The 19,745-nt window shown below is 68.5% G+C and carries 23 protein-coding genes and 2 pseudogenes; 11 read left to right on the top strand and 14 right to left on the bottom strand.

Features of this window, described 5'->3' with window-relative positions:
• Positions 1 to 145: 145 nt before the first annotated feature.
• The 4 genes from LN251_RS36900 to LN251_RS36885 all read right to left on the bottom strand — a co-directional run bounded on the left by LN251_RS36900 (position 146) and on the right by LN251_RS36885 (position 5,231).
• Entirely contained in the window at positions 146 to 1,444 is a 1,299-nt protein-coding gene (locus LN251_RS36900) for an SLC13 family permease (protein ID WP_458248524.1), read from the bottom strand.
• A 189-nt stretch (positions 1,445 to 1,633) separates the two neighbouring features.
• On the bottom strand, positions 1,634 to 2,875 hold the full coding sequence (locus LN251_RS36895; protein ID WP_458249501.1) for a cation:proton antiporter: 1,242 nt from the start codon (positions 2,873 to 2,875) through the stop codon (positions 1,634 to 1,636).
• Positions 2,876 to 3,880: 1,005 nt separating this feature from the next.
• A complete protein-coding gene (locus LN251_RS36890; protein ID WP_458248523.1) occupies positions 3,881 to 4,108 on the bottom strand; it encodes a hypothetical protein in 228 nt (75 codons plus the stop codon).
• 235 nt (positions 4,109 to 4,343) lie between these two features.
• Positions 4,344 to 5,231, bottom strand: a complete 888-nt coding sequence (locus tag LN251_RS36885; RefSeq protein WP_458248522.1) for a polysaccharide deacetylase family protein — start codon at positions 5,229 to 5,231, stop codon at positions 4,344 to 4,346.
• A gap of 293 nt (positions 5,232 to 5,524) precedes the next feature.
• Between LN251_RS36885 and LN251_RS36880 the strand changes: the two genes are divergently transcribed.
• Positions 5,525 to 5,611 (top strand): potassium-transporting ATPase subunit F, encoded by an 87-nt coding sequence (locus LN251_RS36880; protein ID WP_458249500.1) that lies wholly within the window; start codon positions 5,525 to 5,527, stop codon positions 5,609 to 5,611.
• A 424-nt stretch (positions 5,612 to 6,035) separates the two neighbouring features.
• On the opposite strand, the gene LN251_RS36875 is transcribed toward LN251_RS36880, so the two are convergent.
• The 3 genes from LN251_RS36875 to LN251_RS36865 all read right to left on the bottom strand — a co-directional run bounded on the left by LN251_RS36875 (position 6,036) and on the right by LN251_RS36865 (position 7,889).
• Complete coding sequence (locus tag LN251_RS36875) at positions 6,036 to 6,272, bottom strand: hypothetical protein (protein ID WP_458248521.1); 237 nt, start codon at positions 6,270 to 6,272, stop codon at positions 6,036 to 6,038.
• Between the two features lie 132 nt (positions 6,273 to 6,404).
• On the bottom strand, positions 6,405 to 7,085 hold the full coding sequence (locus LN251_RS36870) for a peroxiredoxin (RefSeq protein WP_458248520.1): 681 nt from the start codon (positions 7,083 to 7,085) through the stop codon (positions 6,405 to 6,407).
• Between the two features lie 582 nt (positions 7,086 to 7,667).
• Positions 7,668 to 7,889 (bottom strand): hypothetical protein, encoded by a 222-nt coding sequence (locus LN251_RS36865; protein ID WP_458248519.1) that lies wholly within the window; start codon positions 7,887 to 7,889, stop codon positions 7,668 to 7,670.
• 139 nt (positions 7,890 to 8,028) lie between these two features.
• Here LN251_RS36865 and LN251_RS36860 point away from each other — a divergent pair, with 139 nt between their 5' ends.
• The 3 genes from LN251_RS36860 (at position 8,029) to LN251_RS36850 (ending at position 9,694) form a co-directional block, all read left to right on the top strand.
• Positions 8,029 to 8,253, top strand: coding sequence for a hypothetical protein (locus tag LN251_RS36860; RefSeq protein WP_458248518.1), 225 nt, complete (start codon positions 8,029 to 8,031; stop codon positions 8,251 to 8,253).
• A gap of 52 nt (positions 8,254 to 8,305) precedes the next feature.
• Entirely contained in the window at positions 8,306 to 8,677 is a 372-nt protein-coding gene (trxA, locus tag LN251_RS36855; protein WP_458248517.1) for a thioredoxin, read from the top strand.
• A 186-nt stretch (positions 8,678 to 8,863) separates the two neighbouring features.
• On the top strand, positions 8,864 to 9,694 hold the full coding sequence (locus LN251_RS36850; RefSeq protein ID WP_458248516.1) for a hypothetical protein: 831 nt from the start codon (positions 8,864 to 8,866) through the stop codon (positions 9,692 to 9,694).
• A 141-nt stretch (positions 9,695 to 9,835) separates the two neighbouring features.
• On the opposite strand, the gene LN251_RS36845 is transcribed toward LN251_RS36850, so the two are convergent.
• Both LN251_RS36845 and LN251_RS36840 read right to left on the bottom strand, forming a co-directional pair.
• On the bottom strand, positions 9,836 to 10,438 hold the full coding sequence (locus LN251_RS36845) for a phosphatase PAP2 family protein (RefSeq protein ID WP_458248515.1): 603 nt from the start codon (positions 10,436 to 10,438) through the stop codon (positions 9,836 to 9,838).
• 500 nt (positions 10,439 to 10,938) lie between these two features.
• Positions 10,939 to 11,445, bottom strand: coding sequence for a MarR family winged helix-turn-helix transcriptional regulator (locus LN251_RS36840; protein ID WP_458248514.1), 507 nt, complete (start codon positions 11,443 to 11,445; stop codon positions 10,939 to 10,941).
• A gap of 161 nt (positions 11,446 to 11,606) precedes the next feature.
• Here LN251_RS36840 and lgt point away from each other — a divergent pair, with 161 nt between their 5' ends.
• Complete coding sequence (lgt, locus tag LN251_RS36835) at positions 11,607 to 12,497, top strand: prolipoprotein diacylglyceryl transferase (protein WP_458248513.1); 891 nt, start codon at positions 11,607 to 11,609, stop codon at positions 12,495 to 12,497.
• Complete coding sequence (locus tag LN251_RS36830; protein WP_458248512.1) at positions 12,494 to 13,324, top strand: phosphatase PAP2 family protein; 831 nt, start codon at positions 12,494 to 12,496, stop codon at positions 13,322 to 13,324. The genes lgt and LN251_RS36830 overlap by 4 nt, the downstream gene beginning before the upstream one ends.
• Here the strand turns inward: LN251_RS36830 and LN251_RS36825 are convergent.
• The gene (locus tag LN251_RS36825; RefSeq protein ID WP_458248511.1) at positions 13,308 to 14,954 is read right to left on the bottom strand and encodes an MFS transporter; all 1,647 of its coding nucleotides are present in this window, start codon (positions 14,952 to 14,954) and stop codon (positions 13,308 to 13,310) included. The genes LN251_RS36830 and LN251_RS36825 overlap by 17 nt on opposite strands.
• 307 nt (positions 14,955 to 15,261) lie before the next feature.
• Positions 15,262 to 15,600, bottom strand: a complete 339-nt coding sequence (locus LN251_RS36820) for a helix-turn-helix transcriptional regulator (protein WP_458248510.1) — start codon at positions 15,598 to 15,600, stop codon at positions 15,262 to 15,264.
• 156 nt (positions 15,601 to 15,756) lie between these two features.
• Between LN251_RS36820 and LN251_RS36815 the strand changes: the two genes are divergently transcribed.
• The 4 genes from LN251_RS36815 (at position 15,757) to LN251_RS36800 (ending at position 17,884) form a co-directional block, all read left to right on the top strand.
• The gene (locus LN251_RS36815; protein WP_458248509.1) at positions 15,757 to 16,377 is read left to right on the top strand and encodes a universal stress protein; all 621 of its coding nucleotides are present in this window, start codon (positions 15,757 to 15,759) and stop codon (positions 16,375 to 16,377) included.
• Positions 16,377 to 16,511, top strand: coding sequence for a hypothetical protein (locus tag LN251_RS36810; protein WP_458248508.1), 135 nt, complete (start codon positions 16,377 to 16,379; stop codon positions 16,509 to 16,511). The genes LN251_RS36815 and LN251_RS36810 overlap by 1 nt, the downstream gene beginning before the upstream one ends.
• Before the next feature lie 147 nt (positions 16,512 to 16,658).
• Entirely contained in the window at positions 16,659 to 17,717 is a 1,059-nt protein-coding gene (locus LN251_RS36805; RefSeq protein WP_458248507.1) for a TerC family protein, read from the top strand.
• Positions 17,714 to 17,884: a hypothetical protein gene (locus LN251_RS36800; protein ID WP_458248506.1), complete on the top strand. Its 171-nt coding sequence runs from the start codon at positions 17,714 to 17,716 to the stop codon at positions 17,882 to 17,884. Before LN251_RS36805 ends, LN251_RS36800 begins: the two co-directional genes overlap by 4 nt.
• A gap of 19 nt (positions 17,885 to 17,903) precedes the next feature.
• Here the strand turns inward: LN251_RS36800 and LN251_RS36795 are convergent.
• Both LN251_RS36795 and LN251_RS36790 read right to left on the bottom strand, forming a co-directional pair.
• A pseudogene (locus LN251_RS36795) lies at positions 17,904 to 18,059 on the bottom strand (TetR/AcrR family transcriptional regulator); the annotation flags it as partial.
• 82 nt (positions 18,060 to 18,141) lie between these two features.
• Complete coding sequence (locus tag LN251_RS36790; protein WP_458248505.1) at positions 18,142 to 18,594, bottom strand: hypothetical protein; 453 nt, start codon at positions 18,592 to 18,594, stop codon at positions 18,142 to 18,144.
• A 228-nt stretch (positions 18,595 to 18,822) separates the two neighbouring features.
• Here LN251_RS36790 and LN251_RS36785 point away from each other — a divergent pair.
• A pseudogene (locus LN251_RS36785) lies at positions 18,823 to 19,267 on the top strand (IS630 family transposase); the annotation flags it as partial.
• 4 nt (positions 19,268 to 19,271) lie between these two features.
• Here the strand turns inward: LN251_RS36785 and LN251_RS36780 are convergent.
• Positions 19,272 to 19,739 carry a hypothetical protein gene (locus LN251_RS36780; protein ID WP_458248504.1) on the bottom strand — a complete coding sequence of 156 codons (468 nt, stop codon included), beginning with the start codon at positions 19,737 to 19,739 and terminating at the stop codon, positions 19,272 to 19,274.
• Positions 19,740 to 19,745: the final 6 nt, after the last annotated feature.

Below are 19,745 nucleotides of genomic sequence, written 5' to 3'. Positions count from 1 at the left end.
TGCTCAGGAGGCCGACTTCTGCGGCCTGGGTGTTCACCCTTTCTCTGGCGGTGCTCGACAAGGGTGCGACATCGCAGGGGCCGTGCCGGCGGTAGACATATCCGCTTCGGGGCGCTGATCGGGCTGCTGGTCCGGTCTCGACGGGTCATGCGAACGCGAAGTAGCGCAGCCATACGTAGGCGATCGTCACCGCAACGGTGACCGCCGTGACGATCAGACCGTACTTGGTGAACTGCCAGAAGGAGATGGGCTGTCGATTGCGTTCGGCGATGCCGAGCACCACGACATTGGCGCTGGCGCCGATGGCGGTGGCGTTACCGCCGAGGTCCGCGCCGAGGGCAAGGGCCCACCACATGACGTGGTCACTCGCGCCACCCATGTCGCGGACGAGTTCGCTGGTGACCGGTGCCATGGTGGCGACGTAGGGGATGTTGTCGACGATGCCGGAAAGCACGGCGGAGGCGCTGAGCAGGGTGAGGGAGCCACCGAGTTCGTTTCCGCCGATCAGGTCGGCCAACTGCCGCGAGATCTCACTGATCACACCGGTGTCGATCAGGCCGCCGATCATGATGAAAAGGCCGGCGAAGAAGGCCAGGGTGGGCCACTCCACCTCTTGCAGCACCTCACCGGTCTCCGCCGTCGAGACGGCGATGAGCAGTCCGGCACCGAGGAGAGCGACGACACTCGGTTCGTAGTGGAGCACGGGATGCAGCACGAATCCGGCGACCACCAGTCCCAGCACGATCAGCCCCTGAACCAGCAGACGGGGATCCCTGATGGCCTCCCGCTCCTCCAGCGCCATGATCTCCGTGGCGCGGTCGTCGTCATAGACGAAGTCCTTGCGGAACAGCACCCGGCACAGCGCGAGGAGCACGAGCACCAGAACAACCACGATCGGGGCCAGATGGACCAGGAAGTCGTTGAACGTCAATCCCGCGCGGCTGGCGATGATGATGTTGGGTGGGTCACCGACGAGTGTGGAGGTGCCGCCGACATTCGAGGCGAAGACCTCAGCGATGAGGAAGGGGGCGGCGGGCAGCGCGAGCCGCTCGCACACGAGCAGCGTGACCGGGGCGATCAGCAGGACTGTGGTGACGTTGTCGAGCAGAGCCGAGGCCACCGCGGTGATCACGACGAGCATGACCATCACCCGAAACGGCTTGGCACGAGCCCGCTTGACCGACCAGATGGCCAGGTACTCGAACATGCCGGTCTTCTTGAGAACGCCGACGATCATCATCATGCCCATGAGCAGGAAGATGACGTTCCAGTCGATGCCGCTGTGCTCGGAGTAGAAGGCCGACTTGTCGTCGGTGGCCCTGATCGCCATCATCAGGCCCGCGCCGCCAAGCGCGACGGCGACGCGGTGGATCTTCTCGCTGATGATCAGGGCGTAAGCGCCGACGAAGACGACGACGGCTGCCCAGCTGTGGAAGTCGTTCACGATCCTCCGGCGAAGTACTCGGATAGGGCATCGGCGGTGACCGCGCCGAAGTGGTAGGGCGAGACAGCAGCTCCCTCCGGAACAGGGGAGCGGTGACAGCTGAGTACCTCTTGTGCCGTCGGCCGCCTGAGGGGGGCGATCGCGTAAGGATGCTGCCCGTGGTCGACACACAGCCGCCCGGGGTCCGACTCATGTGCGCACATCGGTGCGAACCTCCATGGGGCGGCCGGTGGGGTCCTCGTCCGGCTCTGGGATGCCGGCCAGATCCTCCACGTCGAAGGCACGGGCGATCGGGACGTCGGTCGAGCTGTGGGCGATGATCGAGAACGCGATGCAGACCGCGATCAGCGTGAACGCCTCCTGTGCCTGCGGGATGTCGGCCTGCAGGACCAGCAGCCCGTAGACCACCGAGGCGAACCCCTTCGGTCCGAACCACGCTGCCACCAGCTTCTCTTTGCGGGAGAGGCGAGTGCCCAAGAGCGACAGCAGCAGTGAGGCCGGGCGGATGAGAACGATGGCCAGGATCACGGCCGCGTAGCCGCCGAACGACAGGTCGGCGAACAACCTCGGGGTCAGCAGTGCGCCGAACACCAGCAGTGCCGCGAACTTCGCGAGTTCCGCCAGCGCCTCGCCGAGAGGTTCGAAAGACACCTTTGCCTCGGGTGAGACGTGGGCGAGAGCCGCTCCAGCGGAGAAAGCCGCCAGATAAGGGTTGGCGTGGGTCAGGTGGCAGGCGGCGTAAAGCATGATCCCGGTGGCCAGCGGCAGCAACGGTTGCAGCTTGGGCTCGGCGCCGAGCAGCCGGAAGCGGACCAGGACACTGACGAACAGTGGCAGTGCGACGCCGAAGACAAGACCGAGCAGCAGCTCGATGACGATCCTGCCTGGTGAGGCTTCCGCGCTCGCGGCCGTCGGACCGGCGGCCGCGATCAGTACGAGTACGACGGGCAGAGCGAGGCCGTCGTTGATGCCGCTTTCCACGTTCAGCAGCTGGCGCAGTTTGGCCGGGACCTCGGTCCGCCCGACGATCGCCGAGGCGAACACCGGGTCGGTAGGTGCGAGCACCGCACCGACCAGGAACGCGGTCGTCCAGTCGAGCCCGACCAGGAAGTGCGCGACCAGCCCCATGAAGACGAACGCGAGCGGCATGCCCAGCCCCAGGGCGCGGGCCGGATTCTTCCAGTTCGCCCGCAGTTTGGGCAGGGACACGTGCATCCCGTCGGTGAACAGCACGGCGAACAGCGCCAGGTCGGCTGTGGCGGCCACGATCTCACTGTCCGGCGTGATGTGGATCAGACCGAGGAAGCCGTCACTGACCAGGGCGCCACCGACGAGGAAGAGAAAAGAGGTGGACAGCACCGTCCGGGCAGCCAGACCGGACAGCAGTACCGCCACCAGGAGCGCGACTCCGAAGACCACCACAAGCACCATGCCGTACGCCCCGATCGGAAGAGAGAGTGATCCCCTACTCGCCGACCAGACTTCCCGGCACACCAGGTGGAACCTTACCTGCCTTTGATGCGTCTTTGACAGATCACTACCCGTGGTCAAGCGGGTCGACAGATTGCCGGGTTCCGGCAACCTGCTCATTCACCCCTGGGGCCCTGGGCCCTGGAACGGCTGACGTGGCGCGGCCCGTCGCCGAGGGCCCGCTCTCCAGCGCTCTTCAGACACCGTCTGACGTGCCGACCGCGAAGCCGTCAGCACCACAGCGACGTCATGACGGCCTGTCACCTGGGTGAAGAGGGAGAGCCCATGACGGACGAATCGGCGGCGGCCGTGGGCACGGCGCCGGAACCCTCCTCCGATTGCTGCGACGTCGTGTCACTGTGTCTGTATGCCCCGTTGTCGTCACTCGGGGGCAGGTACGACAGTGCTCCCAGCAGTGCGGCGCCCGCGGCGACCGTGGCGAGTATCAGACCGACCCGGCGGTGCCTGGCTCCGCCGTCCATGTCGCGCCACGCCTGTGAGCTCCGTGGCTCCTGCGGCAGCCAGACCTCGCCGACTGCTTGCCACCCCTCCTGGTGGGCCTCGAGGGGAGGCCTGTCAGCCGTCGGCTGCCGTGTCACGGACTCCGCGGCACAGGCCTCACCGCTCGCCAGGTGCGTCCGCTCCCGGGCGGACGGTTCCCGCGGCGCGGTGTCACGGATGTCGGCCTCGGTGTCCTCAAGGAACCGCTGCCACACGGCGTCCGGCACGGTCGATGCCTCCTCCCGGTGTCCTGGTGCCTCACCGCTGCTCGGTTCCTGACAGGTCACAGTGCCCCCTTGAGTGCAGGTTCGGCCGGTTCCCACCAAGCCAAGTCTGATCTTTCGCCCGCTGAATGTACTTTGAACGCGATTTCCGTGCCGAGCCGCTCTCGACGGGCGAACGCTGCGACGACGAAGAGGGACGGCATGATCATGCCGAAGAGGAACAACGGGGAGAGTACTGTTCTTAAACCGCCGGGCAGGTTTGCACGATCAGTCCCACGGCCAGCAGGAAGATGCAGATGGCAGCCGACGCCAGACCGGCCAGCAACGCCAGGCGGCGAGCCTCGCCACGTCGGATCCGGTCGGCCAGCCCCGCCGCAGGCTCCCAGCCGCTTCCTCGCAGCGCGTGCCGTGTGTCACGCAGAAACGCGACCTCGCTGTCCAGATGCACCCGCGCGTCGTCCACGTACATCCACTGCACCCGTCTGCCGCCGGGCCCGTAGGCGAGGCGAGGCGCCGCGCCCCGACGAAGCCGCGTACCCAAGCCCTCTGTGGTCAGCCACCGTCGACGCCCGCGCGGACGCGGTGACGAGCCAGGCCGAAAAGCCCAGCAGGGCCCCGGTGACGAGAGCCTTCAACCAGTTCGGGATGCTGTCATCGGCCCAATGCAGCTCGGCGGCTGATCGTCGGACGGCTCGGCGCTCCGTTCAGCGCGCGTCCGAGAGGCGGACGAAGGTGTGGCCGGTGGACAGTAGTCGGGGGACGGCGGCCATGATCCCGTGGGCGGTGCCGCCCTCGGGATGGTTCATGTGGCAGATGACGATGGAGCCGGCGGGCGCGGAGGACACCGTCGTACGGACTTGCTCGGGAGTGAACGTGGCACCGCCGTCGCCGTTGACGGAAAAGCTGACGCACCGTTCGCCCAGCGACGCGACGACCCTGGAGGCCACGTCGTCGCAGTAGGCGGTGCCAGGGCGGAAGAAACGCGGTGGCGTGCCCAGCAGGTGGCTGAGTTTGACTCGGTTGCCGTTGACCTCGTCGTACACCTCGGCGGCGCTGTGGGTACCGGGGATGCCGTAGGCGGAGCGGCCGGTGACCGACAGGGGGAGGTGGCGGGTGCCGTGGTTGGCGATCTCGAACAGCGGCTCGCCGGCCAGCCTCCGGAAGACGGCCGGATTGGCGTCGATCCAACGGGAGTTGAGAAAAAGCGTCGCCGGTATTTCCCGTCTGCGCAGGAAGTCGATGAGGGCGCGGTCGTAACCGCTGCCGCCGGGGCCGCCGCAGGCGTCGAAGGTCAACGCGATCTGCCGCCTGCCTGGCGAGGGCAGGGTGCGAACGACTCCGGGTGCGTCGAAGCCCCAGCTTCGTGGGACGGCGTGGCCGTAACGGGCCACGATCTCAGTACGCGTGACTGTGGTGACGACGCGTGGTGGTGTGGGAGAGGGGCGGGCGGCGGGGCTGCCCGGAGAGGTCGTCCCTGACGCTGCGGGCGAGGCGATGGTGTCACTCCTGCTGCTGGCTCCGCTCTGCGGGGCCGCGCAGCCCGCGAGCAGGCTCCCCGCGGCGGCCAGTACCGCCCGGCGACTGGCTGTCATTCACTGCCTCACCTGGTCGAAATGGCTGACAGGCAGCCGCCGCCCGCCATGGCAACCCTACGCAGCGAAGGGCGCGAGATCGGTAGGCCCCGGGTAAGAGTTGGTGTCCCTGCCCTTTACCCGGTCCCAGATGACCCGGCTCCGCAAAGGCAGCGTAAAGCCCGTGGCGTCGGTCGCCAGGAATGCGTCAATACAGGTGCCGGAGGTCACAGTGAGTGGTTCGATGGAGGAAACAGGTTCGAGCGGCAAGTGTCAGGATCCCGCCCGGGAGCCCGAGGAGCTGACTATCGGTGATGTGGGGACATGTCGTGGGACTGATTGTCGCGATCTGCCTGGTCGGGTACCTCGTGCTGGCCGTGAAGTTCCCCGAGAGGTTCTGAGACGCTTCCGCCGCGGAGTGGCGGGCGGGTTGCTGCAGAGGCGCCGGCGCGGCTATCACGGGCCGCCCTGATAGGCGACGCGGCACCATGACCGACGTCGACGACGTCGAAACGACTCCTCTGATGCTGCTCGTTGGCCTGACCGTCCCCTAACTGGCCGCGCCCCATTGGCGCCTTGAGGTGGTGACGGTCACTGACGCCGACCACCTCCGCCGCAAACACGACGTGGGCGACCGTGGCCGACTAGCAGCTCATAGCGTTACGGGGCAGCCGGCTCGTCGGTGTCGGCGGCCATCCCGGAGACCTTGAACACCTCCCATGAAGTCTCGCGGTCGATACGTTTCGACAGCGTGCGCAAAGACGCCGCTTGAGGGGCGAACCGCTCTTCGCGGGCGGAGACGCGAGCGTCCGTGTACAGACGGTGTCACAGTGCGGGATTGGCGGCCAGAATCTGGTGGTCGAACTCGACCCTTCCACCGAAGTCGTCCACCAGCACCAGGCACTGACCGGCATGCCCGGTGGTGTAGACGCCGACGAGGTGGTCGGTGCACACCCGGCGGGTACCCCTGAGGGTGCGCACCGTGAGCCGGCCCTTGCCCACGCTGACGCGGGGAGGCATCAAGACGAGAAGCAGCAACAGGGCGAGCCCACTCCACAGCACGGCTCGGGTCAGGGTGAGCGTCCCGGGTCGGCCATGACGCGGCCGAGCCCGAGCACGGCGGGCCCGCAGGATCCGCGGGTGCTCCACACCGTCGAGCGGGGCGCCGCACAGGGGCACCCGGTCGGCGCTTTCTCAAGCCGGCGTGCCGGGCCTGGTCGCCAGGTACCAGTCGGTGACCTTGACGCTGTCGTCGGCCAGCCGTGCCTCCAGTTCCGCCTGGGTGCGGGGAGCGCCGAGCACTACGTCCTCCCCGGGGTGCCAATTGGCGGGGCAGGCGACACCGTCGCGGTCGGAGGTCCGCAGAGCGTCGAGAAGCCGCAGGATCTCGGGGATCATCCGTCCGGCGTTCATCGGGTAGTACAGCACGGCCCGCACGGTCTGCTCAGGGTCGATGACGAAGACCGCGCGCACGGCGGCGGTGCCGGAGGTGTTGGGGTGCAGCATGCCGTACGCGCGCGAGACGCGTGTGTCCAGGTCGGCGATGATCGGGAACGGCACCCGGACGCCGAGTTTCTCCTCGATCGCGCGAGTCCAGGCGAGGTGGCTGTGGACGGAGTCCACGGAGTTGCCCAGCAGCGCGGCGTCACGGGCCGCGAACTCCTCGGCGAGTTCGCTGAAGGCGACGAACTCGGTTGTGCAGACCGGAGTGAAGTCGGCCGGGTGACTGAAGAGCACCAGCCACCGGCCGGCGTAGTCGGACAGCCGGACGGGCCCGTGCGTGGATTCGGCTTCGAAGTTCGGTGCCGGGTCACCGATGAGGGGCAGACCGGCACGGACAGGTGGGGTTGGCAGGGGCTGGTCGGAGACGGTCATCGGAGGAATCCTCCCGAACGATCACTGATTGAATACCCCCCACCGTATTGGTGCGGCCGATTCCCGCTCAGGGCCGAACGGCCCTGCCCGCTCCCTCTTCGCCCCTTGCGTGCGACGCCCCACCGAGCCCCTGTCGCCGCAGATGATTGTTTCCTGCCAGTGGGAACAACATGGCCTTGCAGGGCGCTGTGACGTATACCCCTTGGGGTATGTGAACCGCCTGCGGGTACCACTGCCGCGGACGGCCCCGACGGGGACCGTCTTCTGACGGGCGGAGGAGCGTGAGTCCGATGGCAACGACAGCATGTGACCGGCCCGCGGCGGGCGAGGACAGCAGTGTCGTGACAACCTGTGGGCGCAGAATCGCCGTGCGATGTCTGCGGCTCGCGCCCACGGAGCCGCCCATCAGTCGGCTCGCACTCGACGTGGGCCGGGAGCAGGGAGGCGAACCGGGTGTGTGGGCGGCGCTCTCCGCCGGTGAGGCGCGCGACCTTGCCCGTCTGCTTCTCCGGTACGCCGACCTGGCCGACGGCTGCGCCCCGCCTGTCCGGCCGACGTGCGAGGACTCTCCCTCCGCCTGACTCAGGCCTGCGGTTCGGGGCACCCCAGAACGCGTACGTACTCCCGGTCGCTCAGAAGTTGCAGGCGGCGCCGGAGGATCGGGTTGTCGGACGACTGGCTGGCGTGACAAGCGATGGCGCGGTCCTGCCCCTCGCGCGGCACCGGCTCCACGATGCGGCACCACCCGGCCGGGTCCGACCCGACGAAGGACGTACCGAACTCGGCGTTCAGTCGTTCCGTCACCTGACGTGGAAGAGTCCACGGACCGCGGCGGATCGCCGCCCACGGCCGCCAGCTCCTGCCCGACTACCGCTTCGATCCGCACACCGGACAGTGGCGCCACCACCACGGGCCGGCGGAACCCCCGCTGCGGCTGACGGACGTGAGCTTCGGCGCCGACGGGCCGATCACCGCCCCCGCCGTCCGCCGCCCGCACCTGGGCGAGGAGGCGCTGGCCGACCAGCTGGAGCGGGCTCGCGAGGCGCTGACCGCCCGCCCCGGCCGTCTCGACGCCGGCCCGACCGGACTACCCGCCGACTTCGAGCGCATGCGCTGGTTCCCGCTGCCGCCCGTCTGCCTGGAACAAACCCGGCCGAGGACCGGTTGAACGGAACAGATGCAGATACCCCGAGGGGTATAGAAGAGCGGAGGGAATTCCCATGGCGACCGTCGAACTGACCAAGGACAACTTCGAGGAGACCGTGACCGGCTCCGACATCGTGCTGATCGACTTCTGGGCAGCCTGGTGCGGGCCGTGCCGGATGTTCGGCCCCGTCTACGAGAAGGCGGCCGAGCGTCACTCGGACATCGTCTTCGGCAAGGTCGACACCGAGGCGCAGCCCGAACTCGCCGGCGCCTTCCAGATCTCCTCCATCCCCACCCTGATGGCCATCCGCGACCGGACCGTCCTGTACTCGCAGCCCGGGGCACTGCCGCCGCAGGCACTGGAGGAACTCATCGGGAAGATCCGCGCCGTCGACATGGACGACGTGCGCCGGAAGGCTGGCGCGGGCTCGGCGGAAGCAAAGTGACATCCGGGGCGCCCAGGCGGCACGCGGGCGCCCCGGAAGTGTCCGGATGCCTCTTCGAGTTGGGCACCGCTCGAGGTGAGCCGGGACCGCAGGCCCACAGTCGTGGCCGAGTGCGAGAATGCGCTCCTGAGGTGAGGAGCGTGTCGGCTCACGGCGGAGCGCGAACGCCATCGGAACGGGGGATCCATGAGTCTGCCCATGTGCCCGCTGTGCAGTGAGGACGAGGACATCGAGGTGGTGCGCTCGTTCGACGGCGGGCGCAGGCTGGTGAAGCAGCGGTGTGGCTACGAATGGGAGCACGGAGAGCCCGCTTCGCCGCAGAGGCAGCCGTCCCGTTCCTTGGATGACCTCAAGGCCCGCTTCCCGAAACCGGAGGACGTCGAACCCGAGCGGCTGGAGCGTGCTGCCCGGCTCAAGGCCCAGTACCTTGCCAGTAGGCCGGACTTCGAGCCGGGAGTCGCGGCCTACTGGGCGAAGTACCAGCAGATCTTCTCTCTGGACGGACTGCGGACGTGTGATCCCAGGGCTCTCAAGGACTTCGCCAACTCCGAGGTCGGAGCACACCCCGGCAACCAGGCCACCTTCAACTCCGCCTGGAACGCCATAGGTGACGCGGCGGCCGGCGAGATGACCCGACAGACCATCGAATACCTCCTGTACGGACCCGACGAGGTACCGCTCGCGGACCGACTTCAGGCCCTGCTGACGGGCTCGAAGTCGTTCGCCATGACCGGCTTCAAGGAAGCCCTCGTCACGAGGGTTCTGTGCGTGGTCCAGCCCGATCGTTTCCTGTCGATCCTCAAGTACACGACGGAGGCGGGCGGCAAGCGTGAGATCGCTCGGCTGGTCTACGGGCTGGAGCTGCCGGCACCCGAGTCGGTGAACTGGACCCTCGGCAGGCTCATCCTGTGGAGCAACGATCTGCTCCACACCTTGGTCGGCGACGGGTTCGCCAATCAACAGCACGCCGCCGCCTTCTTGTGGTGGGCCAAGGATCAAGCGGGCGGGTGCTTGTGAGCGTCATGTGACGCCAACAGGCTTCCCGCCATGCATGTTCACGGAAGAAGGGCGGTTCGAATCGCCCTTCTTCCGTCTCGTAGTCGCCGAGAGGGGCGATGCCCCGGCTCATCCCGGCTGCGAGGCTGCGGCTCCGGCGCGTCACGCGGTGGTCAGCAGGGGGCGCAGTCTCCCGTTCCGCCAAGAGGTGACCACCCTGGTTCCCGCGCTGCGTCCAGCGATCGCGACCCCGCCGGCGACCACACATCCGACCAGGAACGATGCGATGACGTCGTGAGGGTAGTGCGCGCCCAGGTACACGCGACTGAAGCCCTCCAGCAGAGCGAAGATCCCGGCGATCACGGACAGCCGGCGGTCCACCAGAAAGAGTGCGGCGGCGGTGGCCGCCGCGACCGTGGTGTGCCCACTGGGGAAGGCGTAGTCGCTCGGTGCAGGGCACGCTTCGACGATGTACGCGTGGGGGAGTGACCTGCACGGCCGAAGCTCTCCCACATACGACTTGACCACCTCGGTCACCGCGAAGGCCGCTACGACCGCGACCGGCGCCATCAGTGCGGTGGCCATCACGACGTCCTCCGCTCGCCGGGCCCGCCACCATGCCGCCAGCATGAGGAGGGCGAACACCGCGAGCCCGTAATTCGTCCACGCCTCCACCGGGCCGTTGAGCCACGGCGTGTCCTGGGCCAGCCGGGTCACGGCGGTGAGCCACGTGCCATCGATTCCCGCGCCGTCGAACGCGAGCATTGCAGGGGAAGGTGTCATCACCAGCGGCCTTCTCTTCATGGGACAGGCCGCCTGTCGACCCGCGATCGAGCGTCTACATTAATGTAGACGGTTGGGGTGTGATTCATCGGCGGTTCAAAATCGGTTCAGCCTCGGTTGAGGTCCGTGTGAAGGCGGGCAAGTCCTGCCCTCGACGGTCTGTCGTCGGTACCGGCCATGGCGGGCAGGCTTCTTCCGCGTCCGAGTGAGCGGTGGCGTGTGGGGCCATTACGGCGCCGGGGCGCGGGCGTCTCTCGTCCGGCGGCCGGACGGTACGGTGCAAGCGGCGATTCTGTCGGTGGACCTGACTCACGGACCGTCGGCGGTGCTCACCACCGGCCCATGTCGTCATGGCCTCCGGCAGGGTGACGTCGCTGAGTCCGTCTCCGCCACGGCGAGCGACCGGCAGGGTGCGTTCCGGGGTCCGTCTCCGCCACGGCGAGCGACTGGCAGCGGTCACCGGCGGACCCGGTCCCCCTGGATCACGTAGCGGCGTCGCCTTCCGACGACTCGGCGAGCTTCTCGGCCAACTGGAACAGGGCCGGCAGGGCATTCGAGATGGCGGCTCGTGTGTCGCCGTCGAGCGTGGCGAGCGCCGCGTCGATACGGCGTTCGTGGGCAATGGTCCACGCGTCCAGTTTTTCTCGGCCCGCGTCCGTGAGGGTGACGACGGAGGCGCGACGGTCGACGGAGTCGACACCACGGGCGACCAGACCCGCTGTGATCATCTGGCCGACCAGCCCGCTGACCGTGCTCTGTGCCAGCCGCCGACGAGCAGCGAGGTCGCTGATGCGGGCCGGCGAATGCTCACCGAGTACCTGAAGCAGTTCGACCTGGGCCATGGGAAGGGTCTCCCACGGATAGTCCGTCCGGATCGAGGACCGCAGGGCCCGGCGCAACCGCGTGACGGCCTCGGTGAGCAGACGGGCATCAGGCGCCTCGCCGGGGGGATGCGGCAAGGGGGCCTCGGAGCGGGGCTGCACAGACATGCGGTCAGGGTAGCCGGGCCGTACATGGACCTGGGCCAGTTGTCCGCGGCCCGGACAGCAGGGCGGCCGCCCCACGCAGAAGGTTCGGTGTCCGATGTATCGTCGGGGGATCCGCCCCGGCCCGGGGGCGGGCTCCGTGCGTGCGAGAGACGGTCGTGTCCTTGAACCTGGCGTATCTTCCCAGTCCCTCCCAGGGTGTGTGGCACCTCGGGCCGCTGCCCATCCGTGCCTACGCGCTGTGTATTCTGGCCGGCATCTTCACGGCGGTCTGGTTGACCGGCCGCCGTTGGGAGGCACGGGGCGGGCGGCGTGAGGACATCGCCGACATCGCGATCTGGGCGGTGCCCTTCGGCGTCCTGGGCGGGCGCCTGTACCACGTGGTCACTGATCCCGAGCTGTACTTCGCCGCCGGCAAGCAGCCGCTGCACGCCCTGTTCATCTGGGACGGCGGCCTGGGCATCCCCGGCGCGGTCGCCCTCGGCGCCGTCGGCGCCTGGCTCGGTTGCCGCCGCCGCGGCATCCAACTGGCCGACTTCGCTGACGCCGCAGCACCGGGGCTGGTGCTCGCCCAGGCGATCGGCCGCTGGGGCAACTACTTCAATCAGGAGTTGTACGGCCGCCCCACCCACCTGCCGTGGGCGCTGTACATCGACCCGGCCAACCGGCCCGCCGACAGCCCCACCGTCGCCCTGTACCATCCGACCTTCCTGTACGAAAGCCTGTGGGACCTCGGCGTGATGGCACTCCTGCTCTGGCTCGACCGCCGCCATCACACGAAGTTGCGCCGCGGGCGCCTGTTCGCCTGCTACGTGCTGGCCTACACCACCGGCCGCGCCTGGATCGAGGCCCTGCGCATCGACCACGCCAACCACTTCCTGGGCCTGCGCCTGAACGACTACGTCTCCCTCGTGCTGTTCACCGGCGCTCTCGCCTACCTCATCGCCAGCCGCCGCCCCCGCAGCAGCGACACGGCCCTGTATCCGCCGGGCGATGACAGCAAGCAGGCCCTGACGTCGATCACGGACGCCGCATCCGGCCGGGAGCAGGTGTGAGCGCGGCTCCTGAGGCCGTATCGGTCGACAGTGGTGAGGTCCGTGCCGGGCACCGTCCCGGTCCGTTGCTGCCCGCACGGTTGCGCCCCCTGGGCCGGCCCGGCCTATGGACGGAACTGGCCTGCACGGGGCTGCTGTACTGGGCGTACACCCTCACCCGCAACGCCGTCCCAGCCCACCGCAGCGCCGCTCTGCACCGCGCGCACGTCATCTGGCGCACCGAGCGGGAACTGCACCTGAACATCGAGCTCGCCGTCAACCACGCCGCCGACCGGGTCGGCTGGTTGATCGTGGGGATGAACTACTACTACGCCACCTTGCACTTCATCGTCACCGTCGGCGTATTGGTGTGGCTCTACGTCGGCCATCCCGACCGCTACCGCGCTGCGCGCACGGCGCTCTACACCGCCACGCTCCTGGCGCTGATCGGCTTCGCCTTCTGTGCCACGGCGCCGCCCCGTTTTCTGGCCGGGCAGGGCTTCATCGACACGGTCGTCGTCCACCACACCTGGGGTTCCTGGGCCTCCGGTGACGTGGCATCGCTGTCCAACCAGTACGCCGCCATGCCCTCGGTCCACATCATCTGGTCCACCTGGTCCGGCCTGACGCTGGCCTTCCTGGCTCGCCGCACGTGGGTACGCGTGCTCGGCGCCTGCTATCCGGCGGCGACCTTCACGGTCATCCTGGCCACTGCCAACCACTTCGTCGCCGACGCCGCCGCGGGAGCCGCCACCCTCGCGATCGGCTTCTTCGTCCAACGGCTGCTCACCGGGCGCGCGGCTTACCGCATCCGGCAGCGGAAGGCCCTGATCACCAGCCAGCCCTGACGAAGCGCCAGCACTGACCACAGGCCGGCAACGGCGGCCAGCCAGCGCGCCTGAAGCGCGACCGCCCCTGCCACCGCCAGTGCCGCGATGGTCGCGTCCGCAGCAGCGAGCCAAGCGTCCCGCACCCAGTCGGCCGAATTCCGGGCCATCGCCGTGCCCCTTCCGCATTGATCATCACGGCATGGGCTGTGGGGTCCTGGGATCCCGGCTCGGGCTCAGCCAGGGCCGCCACGACCGCAACCGCCGAGGCCGCCACGAGGACGGCCGCCGCCCACCGGGCTCCTGCCTGTACGCCACCGCCCACCAGGTGCAGGGCAAGTGTGACCAGGGCGACGCCCAGGGCCGTGCCCAGACCACGGGTCATGTTGACCAGCCCGCCCCCCGTGCCGGAGGAACGGGCCGGGATCGCCCCCATGATCATGGCGTTGTTGGCCGGCGTGAAAATGCCCAACCCGAGCCCGGCCAGTGCCAGAACCGGAACCAGGGCGCCGATGGTCAGGGGTACGACCAGCAGCGCGGCCACGGCCAAGGTGAAGGCGCCGGCCCCGATGAGGCACCGCCCTCGGTCGGTGAGCCCCCGCGGCAGCAGGCGGTCGCCTGCGGTGGCGGCCAGCGCGAATCCGGCGGGCAGCGCCGTGAGCGCCAGCCCGGCCGTCAGCGCAGAGGACCCCTGCGCGGTCAGAACAACCGGGACCAGCATCAGTGGCCCGAACAGGACGAGGTATCCGCTCAAAGCCCCGACCAACCCGAACGCCACCGCAGGCGTACCCAGCAGGTTCAAGTCCAGCAGTGGGGCGGCCGCCCGCCGCTGCCGCCGTACGAACCCCCACCCCGCCCCGGCGGACACCGTGAACAGCACGGCCACACCCCAGCCGGGCACAGCCAGCCCCGAAGCGGCCGACACACCCATCAGTGCGCCGGTCGTCGCCACGACAAGCAGCCCCAGCCCGCTCCAGTCGAACCGGGCCACCGACGTACGGGCCCGTGTGCGCGGCAGCAGATAGTGGCCGCCCACCACAGCGACCACACCGACCGGAACGTTCACCCAGAACACCCACCGCCAGCCCAGCGTCGACACCAGCGCCCCGCCCACCGTCGGCCCCAGCGCCAGCCCGAGCGCCTGCGCGGCGGCCTGCACACCGAGCGCGCTGCGCATTCGCTCGCGCGGAGCGCTGGTGGTCACCAGCGCCACACTGTTGGCCTGCATCATCGCCGCCCCGGCCGCCTGCACCACACGGAACAGGACCAGCGTCCCCAAGGTGGGGGCAAGGCCGCACGCCGCGGAGGCCAGCGTGAACACGGCGAAGCCATACAGATACAGCAACTTGCGCCCATGCGCGTCGGAGAGCCTCCCCGCCGGCACCAGCAGTGCCACCAGCGTCAGCAGATACGCCAGCGACACCCACTCCACCGCCGCCAGCGAAGTGTCGAACTCGGTACGCAGGCTGCCGTAGGTCAGGGTGACGATACTGGCGTCCAGCTGCCCCATGAACGCCCCGAAGCACACCGTGCCAACGGCCAGCCACCAGGCGTTCGGCCGCGAACGTATCCCCTCCGGGCGCGCCCGCTCGACGGTGAACACAGAGGACCAGCGCCGATCGGAGGGGTGCGTACGCATGCGAGTGGCCATGCCCTCCAAGATACATCGGTCACCGAATCATTCGGCTACCGTTCCATGCGGCCCCGCGGTGACGCCCGTTGGTTCCTGCCGGATGAGGGAGTCGAAAAATGTCCATGGCGCCGTCGGGGCCGTCACGAACGGAAAACCCAACCCTGGTTGCGGCCGGTCATCTCTGGCGGTCGGCTCGACATGGCGGTCACCGGCTTGCCGTCCAGCGGCAGTTGCCCGTCGGCGACAGTGCGGGGTCGGGGTGCGCGCCGGCGCACGTGGCCCCCATCCATGGCGGCCCATGCCGAGGTCTGCGGTCTGGGTCGCTTTACGAGGCGGCCGGTTCGGGATCGGAGGTGGGGGTGTCCTCGCGGTGGAGGAAGGTGGCCAGGAGGTCTCCGACGGGGTGGTCCGCCTCGTTGGGATGGCGCAGGGCGACGGTGGGATCGATCGTGTAGTGGTTGCGACGGCCGATGCGCTCACGGGTGAGGTATCCAGCCGTTTCGAGGTCGGCCACGATCAGCTGGACCGCGCGTTCCGTGATGCCGATGGCATCGGCGACGTCGCGCCCCCGCGCTTCGGAGTCGCGGGCGAGAGCGATCAGGACCCGGGCGTGATTCGTGAGGAAGGTCCACTGGTCGCCACGCGAGCTGGAGGGCTGACTCATGGCCTCGAGAATACGAAGCCGACTTCGTACACGCAATATCATTTCGCGAAAACCAATGCACGAAACAGTTTTCGCGTAACTCTTGACGTGAATCGGGGGACGGGTGACGCTGGACATACCCCGACCACTCCCTCGCCCCTGCGAAAGGGGGTCACGATGTCCCCCCACTCCTCCGTCTCGACCCTGGTCCGCCCCGCAGACACCCACTCTTCGCGGCTGCCCCTCTCCCTGCCGCACCCGGTGACCGCGCTGGTGACCGGCCGTTCCGACGATGTGGTCGTGGTGGACGCAGCCGTGCGGCTGGCCGCTCCCCGCAAGGCGCCGGTGCTGCTGGTCGCCGTCCTGTCCGCGCCGTCGCGGATTCCGGACCGTGCCCGGCCGGACGCGCAGGCGGCCCGGGTGTTCCTGTCCCGGGTGCTGCCCCGGCTGCGTACGGCCGGAGTCGGCTATATCCCCGTCGTTCACCGGGTCCCGGCCGACAGTGGCGGGCAGCCCGGGTCGCAGGCCGCGGGCGGGCTGCTGAATCTGGCCGCCCGCCACCATTCACCGCTGGTGGTGGCGTCGAGTCGGGGTCCGGCCGGTCTGGACGCGCACAGCCTGATCGAAGCCTCCGCCGTACGTGGCGGGCCCTTCGTCTACGCCGTCAATCCAACCGGCTTCGCACTCCCCGCCACCGGCGCCGGACTCGGCCCGGCCGACCTGTCGCCCGCCGGGGTGCGCAACGTCTGGACTCTCGCCCAGCGCCGCCTGCCCCTTGCCGCCCCCGAGGAGGCGTGATGAACGGCCTGACCATGCTCGCGCCGTGGTGGCTGCTGGCGACGGTGGATCTGGTCGTCGGCGGTCTGTGCCTCGCCGTTGCCCTGCGCCCCCGCCGCCGCGCGGCTCGTACCGCCGTGCGGCGGCTTGCCTGAATGGAGGGAGGTGGATGCCGATACGGACGCGTAGGTGAATCAGTACTCGGGCCCGGCAGCCCTCCGTAACCCGCCAGGGCTTGGGGCAGCACCCATCTCCTCACCGCACTCGTCATTGCGACTCCGCCCTGAGGAAGGCGATCCACCATGAGTGAACTGTCATTCGCCGTCCCGCTATGGATGTGGGCCGCGGTCACCGTCGGCATCGGCGTCATGCTCGCCGTCGACCTCATCGCCCACCGCGACAACCACGTGATCGGCTTCCGCGAGGCCGCGTTGTGGAGTGGCCTGTGGATTGCCGTGGGCCTCGGCTTCGGCCTCATCCTTCTGGTCTGGCAGGGCGGCGAGGCGTCCTCGACGTACTTTGCCGGCTACCTGATCGAGAAGGCCTTGTCGATCGACAACGTCTTCGTCTTCGCGCTGGTCTTCTCGTTCTTCGCCGTGCCCGACGCCTACCAGCACAAGGTCCTCTTCTGGGGCGTCATCGGGGCGCTCGCGGCCCGTCTGGTGTTCATCTTCGTCGGAGCCGAACTGCTCCAGGTCTTCTTCTGGACCGCCTACCTGTTCGGTGCGTTCCTCATCTGGACCGGCTACAAGATGGCCGTCTCCAAGGATGAAGAGGTGCATCCCGACCGCAACCCCATCGTCCGACTCGTCAAGAAGATCATCCCCACCGACCCTCGCCTCCACGGGGACAGGTTCTTCGTCAAGGTCGGCGGCAAACGCATCGCCACCCTGCTGTTCGTGGTCCTGGTCGCCGTCGAGGCAACCGACCTCATCTTCGCCGTCGACTCCGTCGCCGCCGTCCTGGCGATCACCACCAACACCTTCATCGTGTGGACCGCCAACGCCTTCGCCGTCCTCGGTCTGCGCAGCCTGTACTTCTGCCTGGCCGGACTCCTGCGCCGCTTCCAATACCTGCACTACGGGCTTGCGGTGCTGCTCGCCTTCGCCGGCGTCAAGCTCATCCTCTCGGAGACGCCGGTCGGCAAGCTGCCGATCCCCCTCACTCTCTTCGTCATCGCCGTCACCATCACTGTCTCCATCGTCTGGTCCCTCATTGCCACCCGCAGTGAGACCAGCGGCGAAGGCGCCGCCGCGCATACGACGGATCCCGTCACAGGCACCACGCCCCGTCCGGACACCATCCCGCATGCCACGGCACCGGGCACCGGCCCGCACCCTCCCGAAGGACGGCCGTCATGACGTCCGCGACTCAGCACCAGCCGTCGCGGCACCGCACCCGGCCCAGGTTTTGCGAGGACTTCGACGCCACGCTGCCCGGCGCCTGCACGGCGAATGTCCCACAGGAGGAGGCTGCCGCGGCCCTCATCCCGCGTCCGAGCACGTCACCTGCGGCCAAGCTCAACTGAGAGCCGGATCGGAGCCGGTCTATGCCGCCGCCCCGGCTCCGAGGGAGTCCAGAGCGGCGGCCACCGTCTTGCTCAGGGTCGCGGCATCCGCACCGGCGCGGGAGCGCAGGTTGACGCCGTAGGCGAGCAGCGCCAGCAGATCCGCGGCGGTACCCGGATCGGCACCGGGGGCAACCGAAGTCCGTGCGGCTCAGGGCGCCTTCGGGTCTCTCTCCACAGCCTCGAGGACATCGGCAGCACCGATCTTCGGTACGCCGTCAGAAACTCCAGCTGTAGAGGCCACCGCCCGTGTTCACCGCGGACACTGCGAGCCGGGCGACTCCTCGCAGGACCGCCAGTAGATCGTCATCGGTCATGTCGTCTCCGTCAGCGGACCTGAGTCGCTGAGTCCAGCGGTCTGCGAGCTCCTCCAGCTCGAGGGGCGAGGCGTTGGCCAGCGCCCGCGTCAACCGCCGCGGAAAAGCGAACACCTCGACCCCGTCGTTCAAGGGAGCGGTGACCCACTGCGGCCATGACCACGCGAGGAGCCGCTCGGACGGCGGGGCTTCGGCAGAGGGCTCCTCGAAGTACATGTCCCATTCCACGATGGCACTGTCCGGCTCGATGAATCGGCACGGCACGCACTGAAAGCCCCGACCGGGGCCCCGGGACCTCGTCGCGGCGGCAGTCTCGTCGTCGGGCGCGAGGAAGAACACGATGTCGTGGGCCACTTGAGCAGGATGGCAGACGGCCGCATCGTTTCCCTCCACGCCGTCAGCATCGTGGTCGCCGGCCCGCTAGTGCTCTGACCGGGAAGGTTCGCCGGGTTGGTGATTGGAACAGTTGGATAGGCGGTGAAGCACAAGCTCGGTGCGCTATCGGCGGGCGGTGATGCTGCTGGCGTCCGCCGGCGGGAACCGTGTTCCGGTGATTGCCCAGCTGGTCCAGGGCCTACGCACTTCCCGGATCGCGTCTTCGCCTTCGATGAGTTCGGGTCCCTGGGGATCCGGCACGCCGGAGGCTCCTCCTGGGCGAAGCAGGGCAAGCCCGAGCGCCTGCTGGCGACCTGCCACCACACGCACGGCGTGACCTTCTTCCACGGCTGCTACTCCGTCGGCGACGACCGGTTGTGGGCGTCAACCGCCGCCGCGAGGGCACAGCCAACACGCTGACCGCCCTGAAGACGATCCGTGCCGCCCGGCCTTACGGTGCCCCGATCTACATCACTCTGGACAATCTGCCAACCACACGGTTCAGCCCCGGGCCCTGCACGCCTACCTGCGCCGGCGCAACAAGAACGCCCGCCATTCCGATGTCCTCGCGGTCCAACGACGTGAACGAGCCCGCATTCGCAGTGAGAAAGGGGGCCGCTGGGGAGGGCATCCCGCCACGATGGCGGCTTGAACTACTACACCTGTTCCTGATACACCCTGATCTCGGTCGGCTTGAGTCTGTGGATCGTGGTCCAGGCTGCCCGCTCGGTCAGTCCTTGAACCCACCCTTGAAGATCATCTCCGGCACCGTGGAAGAACCACGAGTCGAAGCTTCCGAGAGCCTCCAGAGCGGGCGCGACTCCATATCTGAGCTCGCAGTGGACCTGCACGTAATGGGCGTGATCACCGTCGCTGTCGGACTTTTCGAACTGCCGGGTGAGGTCCAGCATGAACGCCGGAGCACCGTCGAACGCGTAGGTCCCGTACTGGAACAGAAGACCGTCGGCATCGGGTGTGTCCGAGACGTCGAATGGCTGTCGGCCGAACCGCAGGAAGGCAAGCCAGAGGTCTTCCGTTACCAGATCGTCTAGCGACCGCAGCCCTGAGGCCAGTTCGCCCTCAAGCATTCCCACGGCCTCGTCCATCGACAGTCTCCGCGTCATGCCCGC

Source organism: Streptomyces sp. MAI_2237, assembly GCF_054189285.1.
The sequence above is the reverse complement of the archived record's forward strand: the minus strand, read 5'-3'. Positions and strand labels throughout refer to the sequence as shown.